The sequence below is a fragment of the Dyella kyungheensis genome (genome assembly GCF_016905005.1).
Classification (GTDB): Bacteria; Pseudomonadota; Gammaproteobacteria; order Xanthomonadales; family Rhodanobacteraceae; genus Dyella; species Dyella kyungheensis.
Genome location: NZ_JADIKC010000003.1, coordinates 922,202 through 940,085 on the forward strand (window position 1 = coordinate 922,202; position 17,884 = coordinate 940,085).

A 17,884-nucleotide genomic window follows, 5' to 3' on the forward strand; every position below is an offset into this window, starting at 1 on the left:
TTCTTCAGGCCAATACACCGGAGAGCGACACGCATGGCTATGGACCCGATCCAAAACCTCAACCTGGTACCGATCGTCGTCGAGCAGACCGCTCGCGGCGAGCGCTCGTACGACATCTATTCGCGCCTCCTGAAGGAGCGCGTGATCTTCCTTGTGGGCGAGGTGAACGATCAGGTGGCCAACCTGCTGGTCGCGCAGATGCTGTTCCTTGAATCGGAAAATCCGGACAAGGACATCCATCTGTACATCAACAGCCCGGGCGGTGCCGTCACCGCCGGTCTGGCGATCTACGACACCATGCAGTTCATCAAGCCCGACGTCAGCACCATGTGCATCGGCCAGGCCTGCAGCGCCGCGTCGCTGTTGCTGATGGCTGGCGCCAAGGGCAAGCGCTATTCCTTGCCCAACTCGCGCGTGATGATCCACCAGCCGTCGGGCGGCGCCCGCGGCCAGGCTACCGATATCGAGATCCAGGCCCAGGAAATCCTGTACCTGCGTCGCCGCCTGAACGATATCTACGTTCAGCATACCGGCCAGCCGCTGGACAAGATCGAGCGGGACATGGAGCGCGATCGCTTCATGAGCGCCGAGGCCGCCAAGGAATACGGCCTTATTGATCAAGTCCTTGACCGTCGCGCCCTCGAAACGGTGAAATCGAGCTGATTTCAGGCACCTGGTACCAGGTTTGCAAGCCGTTCCGCGTCTCGCTGCAGACGCGGAACGCTGTGCTATTCTCAAACCGCAATCGATTTATCAGCAGGATCCAGGCATGAGCGACGATCGGCAGGGCCGTTCCAACGACAGCGGCAAGATTCTCTACTGCTCCTTCTGCGGCAAGAGCCAGCATGAAGTGCGCAAGCTGATCGCGGGCCCGTCCGTGTTCATTTGCGACGAGTGCGTAGAGCTGTGCAACGACATCATCCGCGAAGAGCTTGAGGAAAAGGCCGCCTCCGGGCGCAGCCAGCTGCCCAAGCCGCGCGAGATCATGGAAACGCTCGACCAGTACGTGGTCGGCCAGACCCGCGCCAAGAAGGCGCTCGCGGTCGCCGTGTACAACCACTACAAGCGCATGGAGTCGCGTTCCAAGAGCGACGAAGTGGAGCTGGGCAAGTCCAATATTCTCCTGATCGGCCCCACCGGTTCGGGCAAGACGCTGCTGGCCGAGACGCTGGCGCGCCTGCTCAACGTGCCGTTCACCATCGCCGACGCCACCACGCTGACCGAAGCCGGTTACGTGGGCGAGGACGTGGAAAACATCATCCAGAAACTGTTGCAGAAGTGCGACTACGACGTCGACAAGGCGCAGTCGGGCATCGTCTACATCGACGAAATCGACAAGATTTCGCGCAAGAGCGAGAACCCGTCGATCACCCGCGACGTGTCGGGCGAAGGCGTGCAGCAGGCACTGCTGAAGCTGATAGAAGGCACGCTCGCTTCGGTGCCGCCGCAGGGCGGTCGCAAGCATCCGCAGCAGGAATTCCTGCAGGTGGACACCAAGAACATCCTGTTCATTTGCGGCGGCGCATTCGCCGGCCTCGAGAAGGTGATCCAGCAGCGCTCCGAGACCACGGGCATCGGCTTCTCTGCCGAAGTGCGCAGCAAGGAACGCCGCGAAAATCTCGGCAAGGTGCTTTCGGACGTCGAGCCTTCCGATCTGGTGCGTTACGGCCTGATCCCGGAATTCGTCGGCCGCCTGCCGGTGGTCGCCACGCTCGATGAGCTGGACGAGCCCGCGCTGGTGAAGATCCTCACCGAGCCGAAGAATGCCGTCACCAAGCAGTTCAAGAAGCTGTTCGAGATGGAAGGCGTGGAACTTGAGTTCCGCCCGGAAGCGCTGCAGGCGATTGCCCGCAAGGCACTGAAGCGCAAGACCGGCGCACGCGGCCTGCGCACCATTCTCGAGCAGGTGCTGCTCGACACCATGTACGAGCTGCCGTCGCTGGAGCACGTCAGCAAGGTCGTGGTCGACGATGCCGTGATCGAGGGCCAGGCCGAGCCGTATCTGATCTATCGCGGCAACCTCAAGCAGTCGCGCGCGGCAGGTGAGGGCGGCGACGCCGCCTAAGCAGTCCAAAGGCCGTAGTGCATCGCATGGCCCCGGCAGAAATGCCGGGGCCATTTTGTTTTTGTGGCCCTTCATACACTTGAGTGAGCGCCCAAAAGCCACCACTTGACGTACAGATGCACGCGGCGCAGTGTCGGTGCAAAGACGACTCATCACGAGAGATTCTCTTCGATGGCAAAGACCGCCTCCAATCCCCAAGCCACCGGTGCCACGCTGGACGCTCTGCCAGTGTTGCCGTTGCGTGACGTGGTGGTTTATCCCCATATGGTCATTCCGCTGTTCGTCGGACGTGACAAATCCATGCGTGCGCTGGAGCGCGCGATGGAGGGCGAGCGTCAGATCCTGCTGGTGGCGCAGAAAAGCCCGGACATCGACGATCCCAAGATCAGCGACCTCCATCAGATCGGCACGCTCGCCGGCGTGCTGCAGCTGCTGAAGCTTCCCGATGGCACCGTGAAGGTGCTGGTCGAGGGCCAGTCGCGCGTGGAGATCGAGAACTACAACGAAGACGGCGGCATGCTCACCGCGACGTCGCGCGTGATCGAGCCGGTATACAGCTCCAAGGAGCGCGAGCTCGACGTGGTGTCGCGCACGCTGATCTCGCTGTTCGAGCAACTGGTCAAGCAGAGCCGCAAGCTGCCGCCGGAAGTGCTGGCGACGCTGTCTGGCATCGATGACCCGTCGCGGGTCGCCGATTCGATCGCGGCGCATTTGTCCGTGCGCATGGCGGACAAGCAGCGCGTGCTGGAAACCTCCGACGTGGGCCAGCGCCTCGAGCTGCTGATCGGCCTGGTCGACGGCGAAATGGATTTGCAGCAGGTGGAAAAGCGCATCCGCGGCCGCGTCAAGTCGCAGATGGAGAAGAGCCAGCGCGAGTACTACCTCAACGAACAGATGAAGGCCATCCAGAAGGAGCTCGGCGAGAGCGAGGAAGGCCCGAACGAAATCGAAGAGCTGCAGAAGAAGATTGAAGCCGCCGGCATGCCCAAGCCGGTGCTGGTCAAGGCGCGCCAGGAATTCGGCAAGCTGCGCCAGATGTCGCCGATGTCGGCCGAAGCCACGGTGGTGCGCAACTACCTGGACTGGCTGGTTGGCGTGCCGTGGAAAAAGCGCAGCAAGGTGCGCAAGGACCTGCAGCTCGCGCAGGACGTGCTCGACGCCGATCACTTCGGCCTGGAGAAGGTCAAGGAGCGCATCCTTGAATACCTCGCCGTGCAGCAGCGCGTGAACACCATGAAGGGCCCGATCCTGTGCCTGGTCGGCCCGCCGGGCGTAGGCAAGACCTCGCTGGGTCAGTCGATCGCCAAGGCCACCAATCGCAAATTCGTTCGCATGAGCCTCGGTGGCGTGCGTGACGAGGCCGAGATCCGCGGCCATCGCCGCACCTACATCGGCTCGATGCCGGGTCGCATCGTGCAGAACTTGAACAAGGTGGGTTCGAAGAATCCGCTGTTCGTGCTGGACGAGATCGACAAGATGTCGATGGATTTCCGCGGCGATCCGTCGTCGGCCCTGTTGGAAGTGCTCGATCCCGAGCAGAACCACGCCTTCAACGATCACTACCTTGAAGTCGACCTCGACCTGTCCGAAGTGATGTGGGTGGCCACGGCCAACTCGCTGAACATCCCGGGCCCGCTGCTCGACCGCATGGAAGTCATCCGCATCCCGGGTTACACCGAGGACGAGAAGCTCGGCATCGCGCAGAAATACCTGCTGCCCAAGCAGCTGAAGGCGAACGGCCTCAAGCCCGAAGAGCTCAGCGTCGACGAAGAGGCCGTGCGCGATATCGTGCGTTACTACACGCGCGAGTCGGGCGTGCGCAACCTCGAGCGCGAGATCTCCAAGATCTGCCGCAAGGTGGTCAAGGAACTGACCCTGGGCCAGGTGAAGAAGGCTGCCGCCAAGGGCGAAAGCAAGAAGGCCGTGACGGCCGTAAAGACGGCCAAATCGAAGGCCAAGACGCCGGGTCGCGTCGCCGTCGATTCGGGCAATCTCGAGCAGTACCTGGGCGTGCGTCGTTTCGACTTCGGTCGCAAGGAATTGCAGAACGAAGTGGGTCTGGTCACCGGGCTTGCCTGGACCCAGGTGGGCGGCGACCTGCTCAGCATCGAAGCGTCGGTGGTCCCGGGCAAGGGCCGCTTGATCAACACGGGGCAGCTCGGCGACGTGATGAAGGAGTCCATCCAGGCCGCGCTGTCGGTGGTGCGGGCCCGTGCCGAGCGCCTGGGTGTCGAGGCCGATTTCCACGAGAAATACGACATCCACATCCACGTGCCGGAAGGCGCGACGCCCAAGGACGGTCCCAGCGCAGGCATTGCCATGTGCACCGCGCTGGTCTCGGCGCTGACCAAGGTGCCGGTGCGTTCCGAGGTCGCCATGACCGGCGAGATCACGTTGCGCGGTCGCGTGCTGCCGATCGGCGGTCTCAAGGAGAAGCTGCTGGCGGCGCATCGCGGCGGCATCACCACGGTGATCATTCCGGACGAAAACAAGAAGGATCTGGCCGACATACCGGACAACATCACCGCGTCGCTGGACATCCATCCGGTGCGCTGGATCGACGAAGTGCTGGATATCGCGCTGGAGCGTCCGCTTCACCCCCGCCAGGCCGGCGACGGCGACAAGCCGAAGGTGGAAGCGCCGCACGAGGAGACGCAGGACCAGGAGTCGTACACGCGACCTCACTGATCCGTGATCGGCGTCACCGATGACGGGCGGGCAACCGCCCGTTTTCGTGTCCGGAACGGCTCAGAAAATGCTCAGGGCGCATAACGTTTCAGACCATACTTTGCAAGCGTTTGCGAACCATGCTGAACCGCGCGAACCCTTGGTATTGCTTGTCATTGCGGACCCTTGGGGCCACTGGTATAAAGGCGACACCGCAGCCTGACGCCAAGCATGGTGCGCAGTGATGCGGGATTGCTTGGTGATGTCCCCGATGTCTGCCACGAGGTGACGTCGCCTGGTCCCAGAATGACCATGCGGGCTGCATAACCGTTTAAGGGAGTGTCTCAATGAATAAAACCGATCTGATCAATGCCATTGCCGAGAAGGCCGAACTCACCAAGGCTGACGCCGGCCGTGCTCTCGAAGCGTTCTTCGAGACCGTGCAGAAGGCGCTGAAGAAGGGTGACGACGTCTCGGTGGTCGGCTTTGGCACCTTCACCGTGCGCAAGCGCGCTGCCCGTACCGGCCGTAACCCGCGCACCAATGAGACGATCAAGATCAAGGCCTCGAAGGTCCCGGCGTTCAAGGCTGGCAAGACCCTCAAGGATGCCCTAAACTAAGCGGCTACTTGCTTAGTTTCGGGTGCTTAGCTCAGCGGTAGAGCGTCGCCCTTACAAGGCGAGGGTCGTAGGTTCGATCCCTACAGCACCCACCAGAAAAAAGTGGAGCGGTAGTTCAGTCGGTTAGAATGCTGGCCTGTCACGCCGGAGGTCGCGGGTTCGAGTCCCGTCCGCTCCGCCACTGTTCGCAAGGGCGCCCGTGTGGCGCCCTTGCCATTTGAGTACTCCGCACTTGAAGTGCGCCGAACAACGAGAGCCGGGACTATCTCCATGCTGCAGACATTGCGTACCAAGCTTCAAGGATGGCCATCCATCGTCATTCTGGGTATCTGCGTCTTCGCCATCTCGTTTTTCGGCATCGAATCGTATTTCGCGACGCGCAACGACACCTACGTCGCGATGGTCGGCAAGCATGAAATCAGCCAGCGCGACTTCCAGGACCGCATCAACGAGGCGCGCCGCGACGCCGCTGCCCGCGCAGGCGACCAGTTCGACGGCGCCGAATTCGAGAAGCCGGAAGTCAAGCGCCAGATCCTCGATCAGCTGATCAACGAGCAGCTGTTGCGTCAGACCAACGAGACGCTGGGCCTGAAGGTTTCCAGCGTGGAACTGCGCGATCGCATTGCCACGCAGCAGGCATTCCAGGTCAACGGCCAGTTCGATCCGGCCACCTATCGCGCCATCCTCGCCGCGCAGAACATGACCCCGGCGATGTTCGAGAACAGCCAGCGCGCCTCGCTCGAACCGGGCCTGCTGCCGCGCGCCATCATCGCCAGCACCATCGTCACCGATGCCGACATGGAGCGTTACCTCAACCTGCTGTACCAGCGCCGCGACCTGCGCTGGTTCTCGGTGCCGCGTCCGACACTCACCGATACCGAGGTGACCGACGCGCAGCTCGATGGCTTCTACAAGGAACACCAAGCCGACTTCATGAATCCCGAGCAGGTCTCGGTGAAGTACATCGAAGTCAACGGCGCCGATTTCAAGATCGATGCGCAGCCCAGCGAAGACGAGCTGAAGAAGCGCTACGAAGACCAGAAGCAGCGCTTCGTGCAGCCCGAGCAGCGACTGGTTTCGCACATCCTGGTGAACGTGCCCAAGAACGCCACGCCGGACCAGCAGAAGGCCGCGCTGGCCAAGGCCGAGAAGATCGCCGCGGAAGCCACGCCCGACAATTTCGCCAAGCTCGCCACGCAGGATTCGGACGACCTGGGTTCGAAGCGTTCGGGCGGCGACCTGGGCTGGCTGGAGAAGGGTGTCACCAACGCTTCGTTCGACTCCGCGCTGTTCGCTCTGCAGAAGGGCCAGATTTCCAAGCCGGTGCTGTCCGACGAGGGTTATCACGTGCTGTGGCTGCGCGATGTGCGCAGCGGCGACGCCAAGCCGTTCGCCGAAGTGCGCGATCAGATCGCCAAGGATTACCTGACCACCGAGCGCGACCGCCAGTACAACGAACTGGCTGGCAAGCTCACCGACCAGACCTACCAGAACCCCTCGACGCTGGACACGGCCGCGCAGGCACTGAACCTGCCGGTGAAGACCACCGAGCTGTTCTCGCGCAAGGGCGGCCAGGGCATCGCGGCCGATCCGAAGCTGGTCCAGGCGGCCTTCTCCGATGACGTGCTGCTCCAGGGCAACAATTCGGGCCTGATCGATCTGGGCAACGATCACGCCGTCGTGGTGCGCGTGGACAAGCACGTGCCGGCAGCGGCGCGTCCGCTGGCCGAGGTGCGCGACCAGGTGCGCCAGAAGATCCTCGACGAGCGCGCTGCGGCCGAGGAACAGAAGCGCGCCGACGCACTGCTGGCTCGCCTGCAGAAGGGCGAAGACATGCAGGCCGTCGCCAGCTCGTCGGGTGCGACGGTGCAGGTCGTGGCCGATGCCGTGCGCATGCAGCAGGGCGTGGCTCCGGAAGTGCTGCTGCAGGCCTTCCTGCTGCCGCATCCGGCCGCCGGCAAGGCGGAGTTCGGCCGCGTCTCCCTGCCGGATGGCAACTTCGCGCTGGTCGGCGTGGACAAGGTGCAGGACGGCGACCTGAGCAAGGTATCGGCGGAACAGCGCAGCACGTTGCGCGACCAGATGGCGCAGGCGTACGGCATCCTCGCCACGCAGGCTTACATCGATGCGTTGAAGGCGAAGACCGATATCAAGATCGCGACTGATCGCATGTAAGCAGCGCTTGCGTTGCAAATGAAAAGGGCGGCCCGAGGGTCGCCCTTTTTTTTTGTCGCAAGAAGCCGTCGCCTGTCTGCGTCAGCCCGGCGCGCTGACCTTCAACACCTGGCCCGGCTTGACCACGGCTCCTGCCAGGTGATTCCACTGCTGCAGCTGCTTGATGTCGACCGAGTAGCGCTTTGCGATTGACCACAGGCTCTCGCCGGACTTGACCGTGTGCGTGCGGTTCGAGGTCGATGCGCTGCGCTTGTCCGGGCTTGCGCCGTCGTCACCGTCGGCTGCGCTGAGGGCGGCGCCCAGCGGCGGCAGCGTTGCGGTGCCGGGCACGCTCTGGGCATTGCCGTTGTTCTCGGCGGTCAGGGCATTGCGGAACTGCTCCACCTTGTTGCTGGGGAGCATCACGTAAGGCGATGCCTTCGTATCGATCACGCCGTTGCGGAACGCGGCATTGATGTCCTTCAAATCGTCTGGCGACATGCCGGCGTGGCTGGCGGCGCGCGCAATCGGCATCGAGTTGTCGATCTCCACCTTCACCAGTCGCTGTTCGGAGGGAAGCGAGGGCAGGCTGACGTCGAAGCGATCCGGCTCGCGGATCACGCAAGCGATGGCAAGCAGCTTGACCAGGTGCTCGCGCGTCACCGGCTTCACCGGCATCTTCGGGATGACTGGCTCGTCCGGCGGCGAGCCATGCTGGCTGACGACGCGCTTGATGCCGAATTCGCCCGCGTTGAACGCGTAGTCCACCAGTCGCCAGTCGCCGAGATCGTCGTGGTAGCGGCTGAGCAACGCCATGATGGCGTCCGTGGCCGCCGGCACGTCCAGGCGTCCATCGAAATTCTTGTCGACGCGTATGCCCATGGCATTGGCGGTCGACGGCATGATCTGCCACATGCCCGAGGGCATGCCCTTGGCGCCATAAACCGGCCGATACTGGCTTTCGACCCAGGGCACGAGGGCGAATTCGCCGGCCACGTGATGTCGCTCGGCCACCTGCTGCACGTAGGCCAGTCGCGGTGCGGCGGCGGCGAGCTGATCTTCGAAGCGCTGCGGGTTGCTGGTGTAGCGGCGCGCCCAGGCGAGGATATTCGGGTCGGCGTCGCAATCGGCCATGGCGAAACTGTTGCGCAGGTTCTGCCAGATATTGCCGTCGTCGACCGCGCTGTTCGCCACCGGCGTGGGGCGCGAGGGTGCCACCGTGTGCGACGTCTCGACGTGTGGGGCTGGCGCGGGAGCCGGCGCTTGCGCGGGTTTCTGTGCGGGTCCCGATGCACACGCTGCCAGGAACATCGAAGTGGCGAGCGGCAGTGGGCGAAGGCGTCGGCTGGTCTTCATCCGGTGAATACGTCCTTGTTGGCCCGCAACGCCGCGAAACGCGCCACGCGGTCGCCTTCAACGCCGTGGCGTCGACTCCAGGCGATCACGGCATCGTTGTCCGTGCGAAGGAACGGGTTGGTCGCCTGCTCGGTCGACAACGCGACCGGAAGGCTGGGCTGGTTGCGCGCACGCAGCGCGGCAACTTCCTGTTGGCGCGCGGCGAGCGCGGCATTGTCCGGCTCGATGGTCTGCGCGAAGCGCCCATTGGCCGCGGTGTATTCGTGGGCGGAGCAGACCAGCGTGTTGCCCGGCAGCGTCGCCAGGCGATCGAGCGACGCCAACATTTGCGCGGGCGTGCCTTCGAACAGGCGTCCGCAGCCCATGCTGAAGAGTGTGTCGCCACAAAGCAGCACGCCTTCGCCGGTATAGGCGATATGCGTGGTGGTGTGCCCGGGAACGGCGAGCACGAGGAAGCGCGAGGCAGGCGAGGCGAGTACCACGACGTCGCCGTTACTTACGCGATGCGTCGCCTGAGTGATGCGCTCGTCATGCGGCGCGTAGACGGGCACGTCGTTTCGCGCGAGCAGGGCATCCACGCCGCCGATATGGTCGTGGTGGTGATGCGTGAGCAGGATGGCGCGAAGCTGCAGATCCCTCTGCTTGAGGGCTGCCTCGACCGGCTGGGCTTCGCCGGGATCAACCACGATGGCCTGGCCATCGTCGTCGTGCAGCACCCAGATGTAGTTGTCGGCAAGCGCCGGTAACGGTACGACTTGCAAGGAGTCGTCCTCCGCGGAAGCGAATCAGCTGACGCAGGCCATCCAGGCCTGCGGAAGTGCCCGACTATAAGGCCCCAAGTTGGCTCGCTCGTTAGTGAGACGTTAACCGTCAATCGGGCAGTTCAGACTTGCGTGGGCGGCCCGGTTATCGGTGTCGACCAGGACACGTTGTCGGCGGGCTGCCGCTACACTGTCGACATCGATACGACCGGCCGGCCCTCCATGTCTCAGCGTGATCAAGACATCTACAGCAGTGCTCCGTTGCGCCGTCTGCTGGCCGAAGAGACCGTCGCGCTGGCGCCGGGGCTGCAGCGCTGCAGCGGCACCCACGCGCTGCTGGTGAGCGCCGCCATGGACGACCAGCCGCCGGTGCTGCCCTTGCTGGGCAACTGGACCCGGCTGAGCATGACCGGACAGCACTACGGGGGCGATCTGACCGCGCGCACGGACGAAGCGCTGCCGTTCCTCGACGATGCGTTCGACCTGGTGCTGTTGCGCCACGCACTCGAAGTGTCCAGCACGCCACAGGAGATGCTGGAAGAGGCCTCGCGCGTGCTGGCGCCCGGCGGCGTGCTCGCCGTGACCGGACTGCACCCCTTCAGCGCATGGCTACCGTGGATGATGTGGCGTACGCGCGGTCGCGCTCCCGCGATGCATGCGCCGCTGCTGCTGGAGCGCTGGGTGCGCCGGCGCGAACTGGAAATCGAGCGCATCGAACGCGTCGGGCGGATGTGGCCCGGCAGCCATGCCGGCGTCGACGCGACGCGCGCCTTGGGGGGCGGCTATCTGCTGATCGCGCGCAAGCGCCGTCGCATGGCCACACCGATCCGACTGAAACCCAAGACCATGCCGGCCACCGTCAACGTTGGCCTGGCACCGGGTGCCCGACGCAATGCGGCATCCTGATTTTTCGCAAATCGATCGATGGTGACAATGACTGAAGTGGAAGCTTTTACCGACGGCGCATGCCTCGGCAATCCAGGGCCGGGCGGCTGGGCCGCACTGCTGCGCGCCAAGGGCACCGAGCGCATGCTCTCAGGTGGTGAGCCAGCCACCACCAATAATCGGATGGAACTCATGGCCGCCATCGGCGCGCTCGAGGCGTTGACGCGTCCGTGCAAGGTCGCGCTCACCACCGACTCGCGCTACGTGATGCAGGGCATCGAGGAATGGGTACCCAAGTGGCGCGCCAACGGCTGGAAAACCGCGGACAAGAAACCGGTGAAGAACCAGGACCTGTGGGAACGCTTGTCCAGCGCGACGCAGATGCACCAGGTGCGCTGGCAATGGGTGAAGGGTCATAACGGCCATGCGGAAAACGAGCGCGTCGATGTGGCGGCGCGCGAACAGGCCGAGCAGTTCAGGAGCAAGCCATGAGGCAGATCGTGCTGGATACCGAGACCACCGGTCTCGAAGTCCGTCAGGGCCATCGCCTGATCGAAATCGCCTGCGTGGAGATGATCGAGCGTCGTCCCACCGGCAAGTACTACCAGACCTACCTCAACCCCGATCGCGCCATCGATGAAGGTGCGCGGCAGGTGACCGGCATCGAGGATGAATTCCTGCTCGACAAGCCGCGCTTTGCGGAGGTGGTGGAAGAATTCCTCGCCTTCGTCGATGGCGCCGAGTTGATCATCCACAACGCGACGTTCGACGTGGGCTTCATCAATGGCGAGCTGGCGCGCCTGGGTGAATCGTTCGGACGCCTGGAAGACCGCTGCAGCGTGCTCGATACGCTGATGATGGCGCGCGAGCGCTATCCCGGCCAGCGCAACAGCCTCGACGCATTGTGCAAACGCCTGGGCGTCGACAACTCCGCGCGCGACCTGCACGGCGGCCTGATCGACGCGCAGTTGCTGGCGGACGTCTATATCGCCATGACCTCGGGCCAGGTCGTGCTGGATCTGGGCTTCGAGGGAGGGCACGAGCAGGCTGTATCGGCGACGCTGACGCCGATGGTGCTCGAGCATCGCCCCCGTGTGCTGCGCGCCAATGCGGACGAAGTCGCCACGCACGAGAAACGTCTCGATGGGTTGGACAAGAGCGCGGGCGGTGTATCCGTGTGGCGCCGCGAAGAGGCGGCTACGGTCAACTGAAGGCTGGCGCCCGCGTCAGTTGACGCGGGCGAGAATGATGGTGACGTTGTCGCTGCCGCCGCCATCGAGTGCCGCGAGCAGCAAATGCTCCGCACTCTCCTGCGCCGAGAGATCCTGGCGCGAGACGACGTTCGCGATGATGCCGTCGTCCACTTCCTCGGTAAGCCCGTCGCTGCAGAGCAGGAAACACATGCCGTGTTCGAGCTTGCCCCGCGCCATGCCGATGTGCAGTTGCTCGGCCGCCGTGATCCCCAGGGCCTGGGTGATCACGTTGCGCTGCGGATGCCGCGCCGCCTGCCTGGGATCGAGGGTCCCGGCCGCCACCAGCTCCTGCACCAGCGAGTGATCGTGGCTGACCTGGCGCAGCGTTTTCTGCCAGAGATAGACCCGGCTGTCGCCCACCCACACCACTTCGTAGGTGTCCGCATGCAGGCGGATCGCGGCAATCGTGGTGCCCATGGGCCGCGGATCGCGGAAGCTGCGGCTGTGCTGGATCAGCCGCTCGTCGGCTGCGCGAACCGCTTCCACCAGGGTGTGTCCACGGGTGACGAGATCGGCGACGGCGTCGCGCACGAGCGCGGCCGCCACTTCACCGTGCTGGTGCCCACCCATGCCGTCGGCCACGAGAAACAGGCCGAGCGAGGCGTCGGCATAGTAGGTGTCTTCGTTCCGCGTGCGGCGCAGGCCGACGTGGGTTCCGTGTCCGAATTCGATCATGAGGTGCCTGGTGTGGCGGTGCGAGGCGAGCATGACGGATTGGGGATGAATGCGTAAAGAAGGTTGTGGCTTCGAGTGGGGTGGATCGGCAGGTTTGCGTTAGGCCGCTGCGGCATGCAGCTTTACGCCGACGGCGCGAGTCACCTTCAAGATGGTGGCGAAATCGGGGTTGCGTTCGCCGGAGAGAGCCTTGTAGAGGCTTTCGCGGGAGAGGCCGGTGTCTTTGGCAACTTGGGTCATGCCTTTGGCGCGGGCGATATCGCCAAGCGCTCTAGCGATAAAGGCGGCATCTCCGTTGCTTTCCTCGATGCAGGCATCTAGGTAAGCGGCGCAGTCTTCGGGTGTGGTGAGGTAATCAACTACGTCGTAAGGGAAGGTTTGTGTCTTTTTCATCGTCTGATTGCCAGTTTCACAGGTTGCTTGCGAGCGCCAGCGCGTGTGCGATGTCGGCCTGTTGCGAAGTTTTGTTTCCACCGCAGAGCAAGATGATGAGCGTGCTGCCGCGTTTGGTGTAATACACGCGGTATCCCGGACCGCAGTCGATCTTCAGTTCAACTATGCCGCCCGTCAGGACGCGGTGTTGGCCTGGGTTTCCCAGTGTGAGTCGACGGATGCGCGCGTTGATTCGAGCCTTCACCCGAATGTCGCGCAGCGTGCGCATCCAGTGGTCGTATTCCGCGGTCCGTCGCAGTTCGAGCATAACCAGAATGTAGCCGGTGGGCTACAGGGTGCGCAGCTGGCAGGGACAGATGGGCGGCGTAGGCTTTTGGCGAGGAAGTGGCTAAGCGCTCCGCGCTGAAGTGCCGCGGCTGTCGGGAGTTGCTCTCAGAAGAGCTAAGCGCGGCACGGGTGAGGTGGTGGGATTGTTGGGTCCATCCATGGACCCACCCCCTCCGCGCTTCGCGCTGCGGGGCCAGCCTGCGGCTGTCCAAATTTGTTCCTGACAAATTTGTCGAACCGGCGGGTTCTCATCAAGGCCACCCTCTCCGCCAGGCACAAAAAAACGCCCCACGGAGGGGGCGTTTTTTTGTGCCTGGCGGAGAGGGTGGGATTCGAACCCACGGTACGCTTACACGTACGCCTGATTTCGAGTCAGGTACATTCGACCACTCTGCCACCTCTCCAAAGATGTGCGTGTGGTCCACGCGAGCCGGCGATTTTACGTGGTGTGGGGATGGCTGGCAATGGGGTAGGGCGATTTCCGCATGTGATCAGTTAGCGCAGTGCGGCGCCCCAGCGATCGCCGCGTGGCAGATAGTGGTTGCCGGGGTCCAGCGAGAGGGCGACGCGGGTGGCGCGGCCGGTGATCTCGTTGCGCGGGAAGAAGCCGAAGTAGCGCGAGTCGGCGCTGTTGTCGCGGTTGTCGCCCAGCAGCAGGTAGTGGCCGGTGGGCACGGTGACGGGGCCGAAATCGCGGGTGTGTCCTTGCGCGGCGATCGACCAGCGCACGGTGTGCGGCCGGCTGCCCGAGTCTTCCACGGCGTAGAGGGCAGGGTCCTCGCGGTCGTCGCGGATGCCGCTGACGTGGGTGTAGCGGTAGTCGGCGGCTTTGCCATTCACATAAAGATGGTTCTGTACCAGCGCGACCTGGTCGCCGGGAACGCCGATCACGCGTTTGACCAGACGCTCGCCGGCCGCGGTGGAATCCAGCACGACGATGTCGCCGCGTTGCGGGTCGGCGCGATGGACGAGCGAGACGTGCGTGAAGGGCAGGCGCAGATCGTAGGCGGCCTTGTCGACCACGATGCGGTCGCCGATTTCGATGGTCGGCTGCATCGAGCCGGTGGGCACCACGTTCCAGTCCGCGACGGCGCTGCGGAACATGAACATGCAGAGCAAGAAGGTCAGAAAACCTTTGTTGTTCGACAGCAGCCTGCTGAGTCGTTGCATGGACGTACCCCTCCCGTTGCGATCAGAGAGTGGACCCCGCGGTGGAGTTTAAGTTTCCGGTGCAAAGAAAAAGGGCGGTGTCGCCACCGCCCTTCGGGTCATGCCTGCAAGGCGCGTTTTACCCAGCCTTGCGCTTGGCCAGGCGCAGCCAGGTATCGACCACGGTGTCCGGATTGAGCGACACCGACTCGATGCCCTGATCCATCAGCCACTCGGCCAGATCCGGATGATCGGACGGGCCCTGGCCGCAGATGCCGATGTACTTGCCCTTTTCACGCGCCGTCTTGATGGCGAGCGAAAGCAGCTTCTTCACCGCCGGGTCGCGCTCGTCGAACAGGTTGGCGACGATGCTGGAATCGCGGTCCAGGCCCAGGGTGAGCTGAGTGAGGTCGTTGGAGCCGATCGAAAAGCCGTCGAAGATGTCGAGGAACTCGTCCGCCAGCAGGGCGTTGGAGGGCACTTCGCACATCATGATGACCTTGAGGTCGTTTTCGCGCTGCTTGAGGCCGTTCTTGGCCAGCACCTCGATGACCTTGCGGCCTTCGCCCAGCGTGCGCACGAACGGAATCATCACCCACACGTTGTCCAGGCCCATCACTTCGCGCACGCGCTTGACCGCCTTGCACTCCAGGCCAAACGATTCGGCGAAACCCGGATCGACGTAACGGCTGGCGCCGCGGTAGCCGATCATCGGGTTCTCTTCGTGCGGCTCGTAACGCGAACCGCCGATCAGGCCGGCGTATTCGTTCGACTTGAAGTCGGACAGGCGCACGATCACCGGCTTGGGATACACCGATGCCGCGATGGTGGCGATGCCTTCGGCGAGGCGATCGACGTAGAACGACACCGGGTCGGCATAGCCGGCCATGCGCTCGTCGATCTTCTTCTTGGTTTCGGCGTCCTGCTTGGCGTATTCGAGCAGCGCCTTCGGATGCACGCCGATGTGGCTGGCGATGATCATTTCCAGGCGGGCCAGGCCGATGCCGGCGTTCGGCAGCATGCCGAAGTCGAACGCCCGCTCGGGATTGGCCACGTTCATCATGATCTTGAGCGGGGCTTCAGGCATGTCGCCCAGATCGGCGGTCACGCGGTCGAACTTCAGCAGGCCCTCGTAGATCGTGCCGGTGTCGCCCTCGGCGCAGGACACGGTGACTTCGGCGCCGTCCGGAATCAGCTCCAGCGCATTGCCCGTGCCCACCACGGCCGGCACGCCCAGTTCGCGCGCGATGATGGCGGCGTGGCAGGTGCGTCCGCCACGGTTGGTGACGATGGCGGCGGCACGCTTCATCACCGGCTCCCAATCGGGGTCGGTCATGTCGGCGATCAGCACGTCGCCCGTCTGCACCTTGTTCATGTCGGCCAGCGAGCGGATCACGCGAGCCTTGCCCGAACCGATCTTCTGGCCAATGGCGCGGCCCTCGGCCAGCACCTTGCCCTTCTCGTTGAGATGGAAGCGCTCGAGCTGGGTGGCATGCGCGCGCGACTTCACCGTTTCCGGGCGGGCCTGCACGATGTAGAGCTTGCCGGTGTTGCCGTCCTTCGCCCACTCGATGTCCATCGGGCGGCCGTAGTGCTGCTCGATGACCAGCGCCTGCTTGGACAGTTCCTGCACGTCCTCGTCGGTGATGCAGAACTTGTTGCGCAGCTCGGCGGGCGTCTCTTCGATGCGCACGCGCTCGCCGGGCTTGTCCGAGTACACCATGCGCTGCTGCTTGGCGCCGAGGCTGCGTCGCAGTACGGCCGGCTTGCCGGCCTTCAGGGTGGGCTTGAACACGTAGAACTCATCGGGGTTCACCGCACCCTGCACGACCATTTCGCCCAGGCCGTACGAGCCGGTCACGAACACCACGTCGCGGAAACCGGACTCGGTGTCCAGCGTGAACAGCACGCCGGAGGCGCCCACGTCCGAGCGCACCATCAGCTGCACACCGGCGGAGAGGAACACGTCTTCGTGCTTGAAGCCCTGATGCACGCGATAGGCGATGGCGCGGTCGTTGTAGAGCGAGGCGAAGACTTCCTTCACCTTGTGCAGCACGTCCTCGATGCCGACCACGTTGAGGAAGGTTTCCTGCTGACCGGCGAACGAAGCGTCGGGCAGATCTTCGGCGGTGGCGGAGGAGCGCACGGCGACGGCGATGTTTTCGGCGCCTGCTTCTTTGCAAAGCTTCGCGTAGCCATCGCGAATGGCCTTGTCCAGGTCAGCGGGCAGCGGCGTTTCGGTGACCCATTCGCGGATCTCCTTGCCGGCGGCGGTGAGCGCCATCACATCGTCCACGTCGAGCGGGGCGAGACGCTCCTGGATGCGCTTGGCTACGCCGCTCTTGTCGAGGTACTGCTGGAACGCGTCAGCGGTGGTGGCGAAACCACCGGGCACGGACACGCCGAGTTTGGCGAGATTGCCGATCATCTCGCCGAGCGACGCATTCTTGCCGCCGACCTTGCCCAGGTCGGTCATGCGCAGCGTGTCGAGCCAAAGCACCAAATCGTTCAAGGGAGTCTCCTCGGGAGCTCGTAGGTTTCAGAAGCGGTCTTGACCCGGTTCCTGCATGAAATCGGGTGTTAAAGAACTGGTATTGTCCGCTGCCGATGGTGCGCAGCACAAGAAGACCATTCGGCCGAAAACCAGCGCCAGCTGCATACCAGTCAGCCGTGAGTCAAGCAAAGACAGGCTTTTCACGTTGCGCTAAGGTGAGGGCCAAGAACCACCAGGGACTTTGGATTAGCCATGCAGCGAACGGTTTTTTATATCTCCGATTCCACTGGTATTACAGCGGAGACGATCGGCAACAGTATTCTGGCGCAGTTTGAGGGCGTGCAGTTCGACAAGCACCGCTTGCCCTTCATCGACGACGCCCAGAAAGCCGAGGCGGCGGCGCTGCGCATCAAGACGCGTTACGCGCAAACCGGCGAGCGCCCGATCGTGGTCAACACCATGGCGTCGCGCGAGCTGTGCGAGATCGTGGCCGAAAGCGGCGGGCTGATGCTGGACGTGTTCGCCCCGTTCATCGGTCCGCTGGAAGAAGAGCTGGGCGCCAAGCGTTCGGGCGCGGTGAACCGCTCGCACGGCATGGTGGACTTCGAGAAATACGAGGCGCGCATCAACGCCACGAACTACGCCTTGTCACATGATGACGGTATCGATGTGGACTACGCCCAGGCCGATCTGATCCTGATCGGCGTGTCGCGCTCCGGCAAGACCCCGACCTGCCTCTATATGGCCTTGCATTACGGCGTGAGCGCCGCCAACTATCCATTGACCGACGACGACCTGGACAAATTAGAACTGCCGGCGCGTCTGCGCCCCTATAAGGATCGGCTGTTCGGTCTCACCATCGATCCGATGCGGTTGGCGCAGATTCGTGAACAGCGACGCGCAGGCAGCCGTTATGCGACGCTGGAGCAGTGCCGCTGGGAATTGGCGCAGGCCGAGAAGCTGATGCGCCGGGAGAGCATTCCCAGCCTCAACACCACGCATGTCTCGATCGAGGAGATTGCGAGCAAGATATTCGACCGCTTCGGTATCGAGCGGACCATGTTCTAAAGGAGCGCCCACCGCCC

At 63.6% G+C, this 17,884-nt stretch carries 16 protein-coding genes and 3 tRNA genes; 11 read left to right on the forward strand and 8 right to left on the reverse strand.

Annotation, left to right across the window (positions count from 1 at the left end):
* Positions 1 to 33: 33 nt before the first annotated feature.
* The 7 genes from clpP to ISP20_RS08890 all read left to right on the forward strand — a co-directional run bounded on the left by clpP (position 34) and on the right by ISP20_RS08890 (position 7,527).
* The gene (clpP, locus tag ISP20_RS08860) at positions 34 to 663 is read left to right on the forward strand and encodes an ATP-dependent Clp endopeptidase proteolytic subunit ClpP (RefSeq protein ID WP_204635669.1); all 630 of its coding nucleotides are present in this window, start codon (positions 34 to 36) and stop codon (positions 661 to 663) included.
* Positions 664 to 769: 106 nt separating this feature from the next.
* Entirely contained in the window at positions 770 to 2,065 is a 1,296-nt protein-coding gene (gene clpX / locus ISP20_RS08865) for an ATP-dependent Clp protease ATP-binding subunit ClpX (RefSeq protein WP_204635670.1), read from the forward strand.
* A gap of 171 nt (positions 2,066 to 2,236) precedes the next feature.
* Positions 2,237 to 4,753 (forward strand): endopeptidase La, encoded by a 2,517-nt coding sequence (lon, locus tag ISP20_RS08870; RefSeq protein WP_204635671.1) that lies wholly within the window; start codon positions 2,237 to 2,239, stop codon positions 4,751 to 4,753.
* 326 nt (positions 4,754 to 5,079) lie between these two features.
* Positions 5,080 to 5,352, forward strand: a complete 273-nt coding sequence (locus tag ISP20_RS08875) for an HU family DNA-binding protein (protein ID WP_019465590.1) — start codon at positions 5,080 to 5,082, stop codon at positions 5,350 to 5,352.
* Positions 5,353 to 5,372: 20 nt separating this feature from the next.
* Positions 5,373 to 5,447: transfer RNA gene (locus tag ISP20_RS08880), tRNA-Val, on the forward strand.
* 9 nt (positions 5,448 to 5,456) lie between these two features.
* Positions 5,457 to 5,533: transfer RNA gene (locus tag ISP20_RS08885), tRNA-Asp, on the forward strand.
* 89 nt (positions 5,534 to 5,622) lie between these two features.
* Positions 5,623 to 7,527 carry a SurA N-terminal domain-containing protein gene (locus ISP20_RS08890; protein WP_204635672.1) on the forward strand — a complete coding sequence of 635 codons (1,905 nt, stop codon included), beginning with the start codon at positions 5,623 to 5,625 and terminating at the stop codon, positions 7,525 to 7,527.
* A gap of 81 nt (positions 7,528 to 7,608) precedes the next feature.
* On the opposite strand, the gene ISP20_RS08895 is transcribed toward ISP20_RS08890, so the two are convergent.
* Positions 7,609 to 8,862 carry a LysM peptidoglycan-binding domain-containing protein gene (locus tag ISP20_RS08895; protein WP_338030981.1) on the reverse strand — a complete coding sequence of 418 codons (1,254 nt, stop codon included), beginning with the start codon at positions 8,860 to 8,862 and terminating at the stop codon, positions 7,609 to 7,611.
* Positions 8,859 to 9,623 (reverse strand): hydroxyacylglutathione hydrolase, encoded by a 765-nt coding sequence (gene gloB, locus ISP20_RS08900; protein WP_204635673.1) that lies wholly within the window; start codon positions 9,621 to 9,623, stop codon positions 8,859 to 8,861. Before gloB ends, ISP20_RS08895 begins: the two co-directional genes overlap by 4 nt.
* A gap of 222 nt (positions 9,624 to 9,845) precedes the next feature.
* Here gloB and ISP20_RS08905 point away from each other — a divergent pair, with 222 nt between their 5' ends.
* From ISP20_RS08905 to dnaQ, 3 genes are read left to right on the forward strand one after another with little or no spacing between them, the layout of a single operon-like run.
* Positions 9,846 to 10,529: a methyltransferase domain-containing protein gene (locus tag ISP20_RS08905; RefSeq protein ID WP_204635674.1), complete on the forward strand. Its 684-nt coding sequence runs from the start codon at positions 9,846 to 9,848 to the stop codon at positions 10,527 to 10,529.
* Between the two features lie 27 nt (positions 10,530 to 10,556).
* Positions 10,557 to 11,000 (forward strand): ribonuclease HI, encoded by a 444-nt coding sequence (rnhA, locus tag ISP20_RS08910; protein ID WP_204635675.1) that lies wholly within the window; start codon positions 10,557 to 10,559, stop codon positions 10,998 to 11,000.
* Entirely contained in the window at positions 10,997 to 11,719 is a 723-nt protein-coding gene (gene dnaQ / locus ISP20_RS08915; RefSeq protein WP_204635676.1) for a DNA polymerase III subunit epsilon, read from the forward strand. The genes rnhA and dnaQ overlap by 4 nt, the downstream gene beginning before the upstream one ends.
* Before the next feature lie 15 nt (positions 11,720 to 11,734).
* Here the strand turns inward: dnaQ and ISP20_RS08920 are convergent, their stop codons facing one another.
* From ISP20_RS08920 to ppsA, 6 genes are all read right to left on the reverse strand, one after another.
* Entirely contained in the window at positions 11,735 to 12,436 is a 702-nt protein-coding gene (locus ISP20_RS08920) for a PP2C family protein-serine/threonine phosphatase (protein ID WP_204635677.1), read from the reverse strand.
* Between the two features lie 99 nt (positions 12,437 to 12,535).
* Complete coding sequence (locus tag ISP20_RS08925) at positions 12,536 to 12,829, reverse strand: addiction module antidote protein (protein WP_204635678.1); 294 nt, start codon at positions 12,827 to 12,829, stop codon at positions 12,536 to 12,538.
* A 16-nt stretch (positions 12,830 to 12,845) separates the two neighbouring features.
* Positions 12,846 to 13,136, reverse strand: coding sequence for a type II toxin-antitoxin system RelE/ParE family toxin (locus ISP20_RS08930; RefSeq protein ID WP_204635679.1), 291 nt, complete (start codon positions 13,134 to 13,136; stop codon positions 12,846 to 12,848).
* A 334-nt stretch (positions 13,137 to 13,470) separates the two neighbouring features.
* Positions 13,471 to 13,560: transfer RNA gene (locus ISP20_RS08935), tRNA-Ser, on the reverse strand.
* 91 nt (positions 13,561 to 13,651) lie between these two features.
* Entirely contained in the window at positions 13,652 to 14,326 is a 675-nt protein-coding gene (gene lepB, locus ISP20_RS08940) for a signal peptidase I (RefSeq protein ID WP_204635680.1), read from the reverse strand.
* A gap of 118 nt (positions 14,327 to 14,444) precedes the next feature.
* Positions 14,445 to 16,817 carry a phosphoenolpyruvate synthase gene (gene ppsA / locus ISP20_RS08945; protein ID WP_204635681.1) on the reverse strand — a complete coding sequence of 791 codons (2,373 nt, stop codon included), beginning with the start codon at positions 16,815 to 16,817 and terminating at the stop codon, positions 14,445 to 14,447.
* A gap of 234 nt (positions 16,818 to 17,051) precedes the next feature.
* Between ppsA and ppsR the strand changes: the two genes are divergently transcribed.
* Entirely contained in the window at positions 17,052 to 17,867 is an 816-nt protein-coding gene (ppsR, locus tag ISP20_RS08950) for a posphoenolpyruvate synthetase regulatory kinase/phosphorylase PpsR (RefSeq protein WP_204635682.1), read from the forward strand.
* The last annotated feature ends 17 nt before the right edge of the window (positions 17,868 to 17,884 follow it).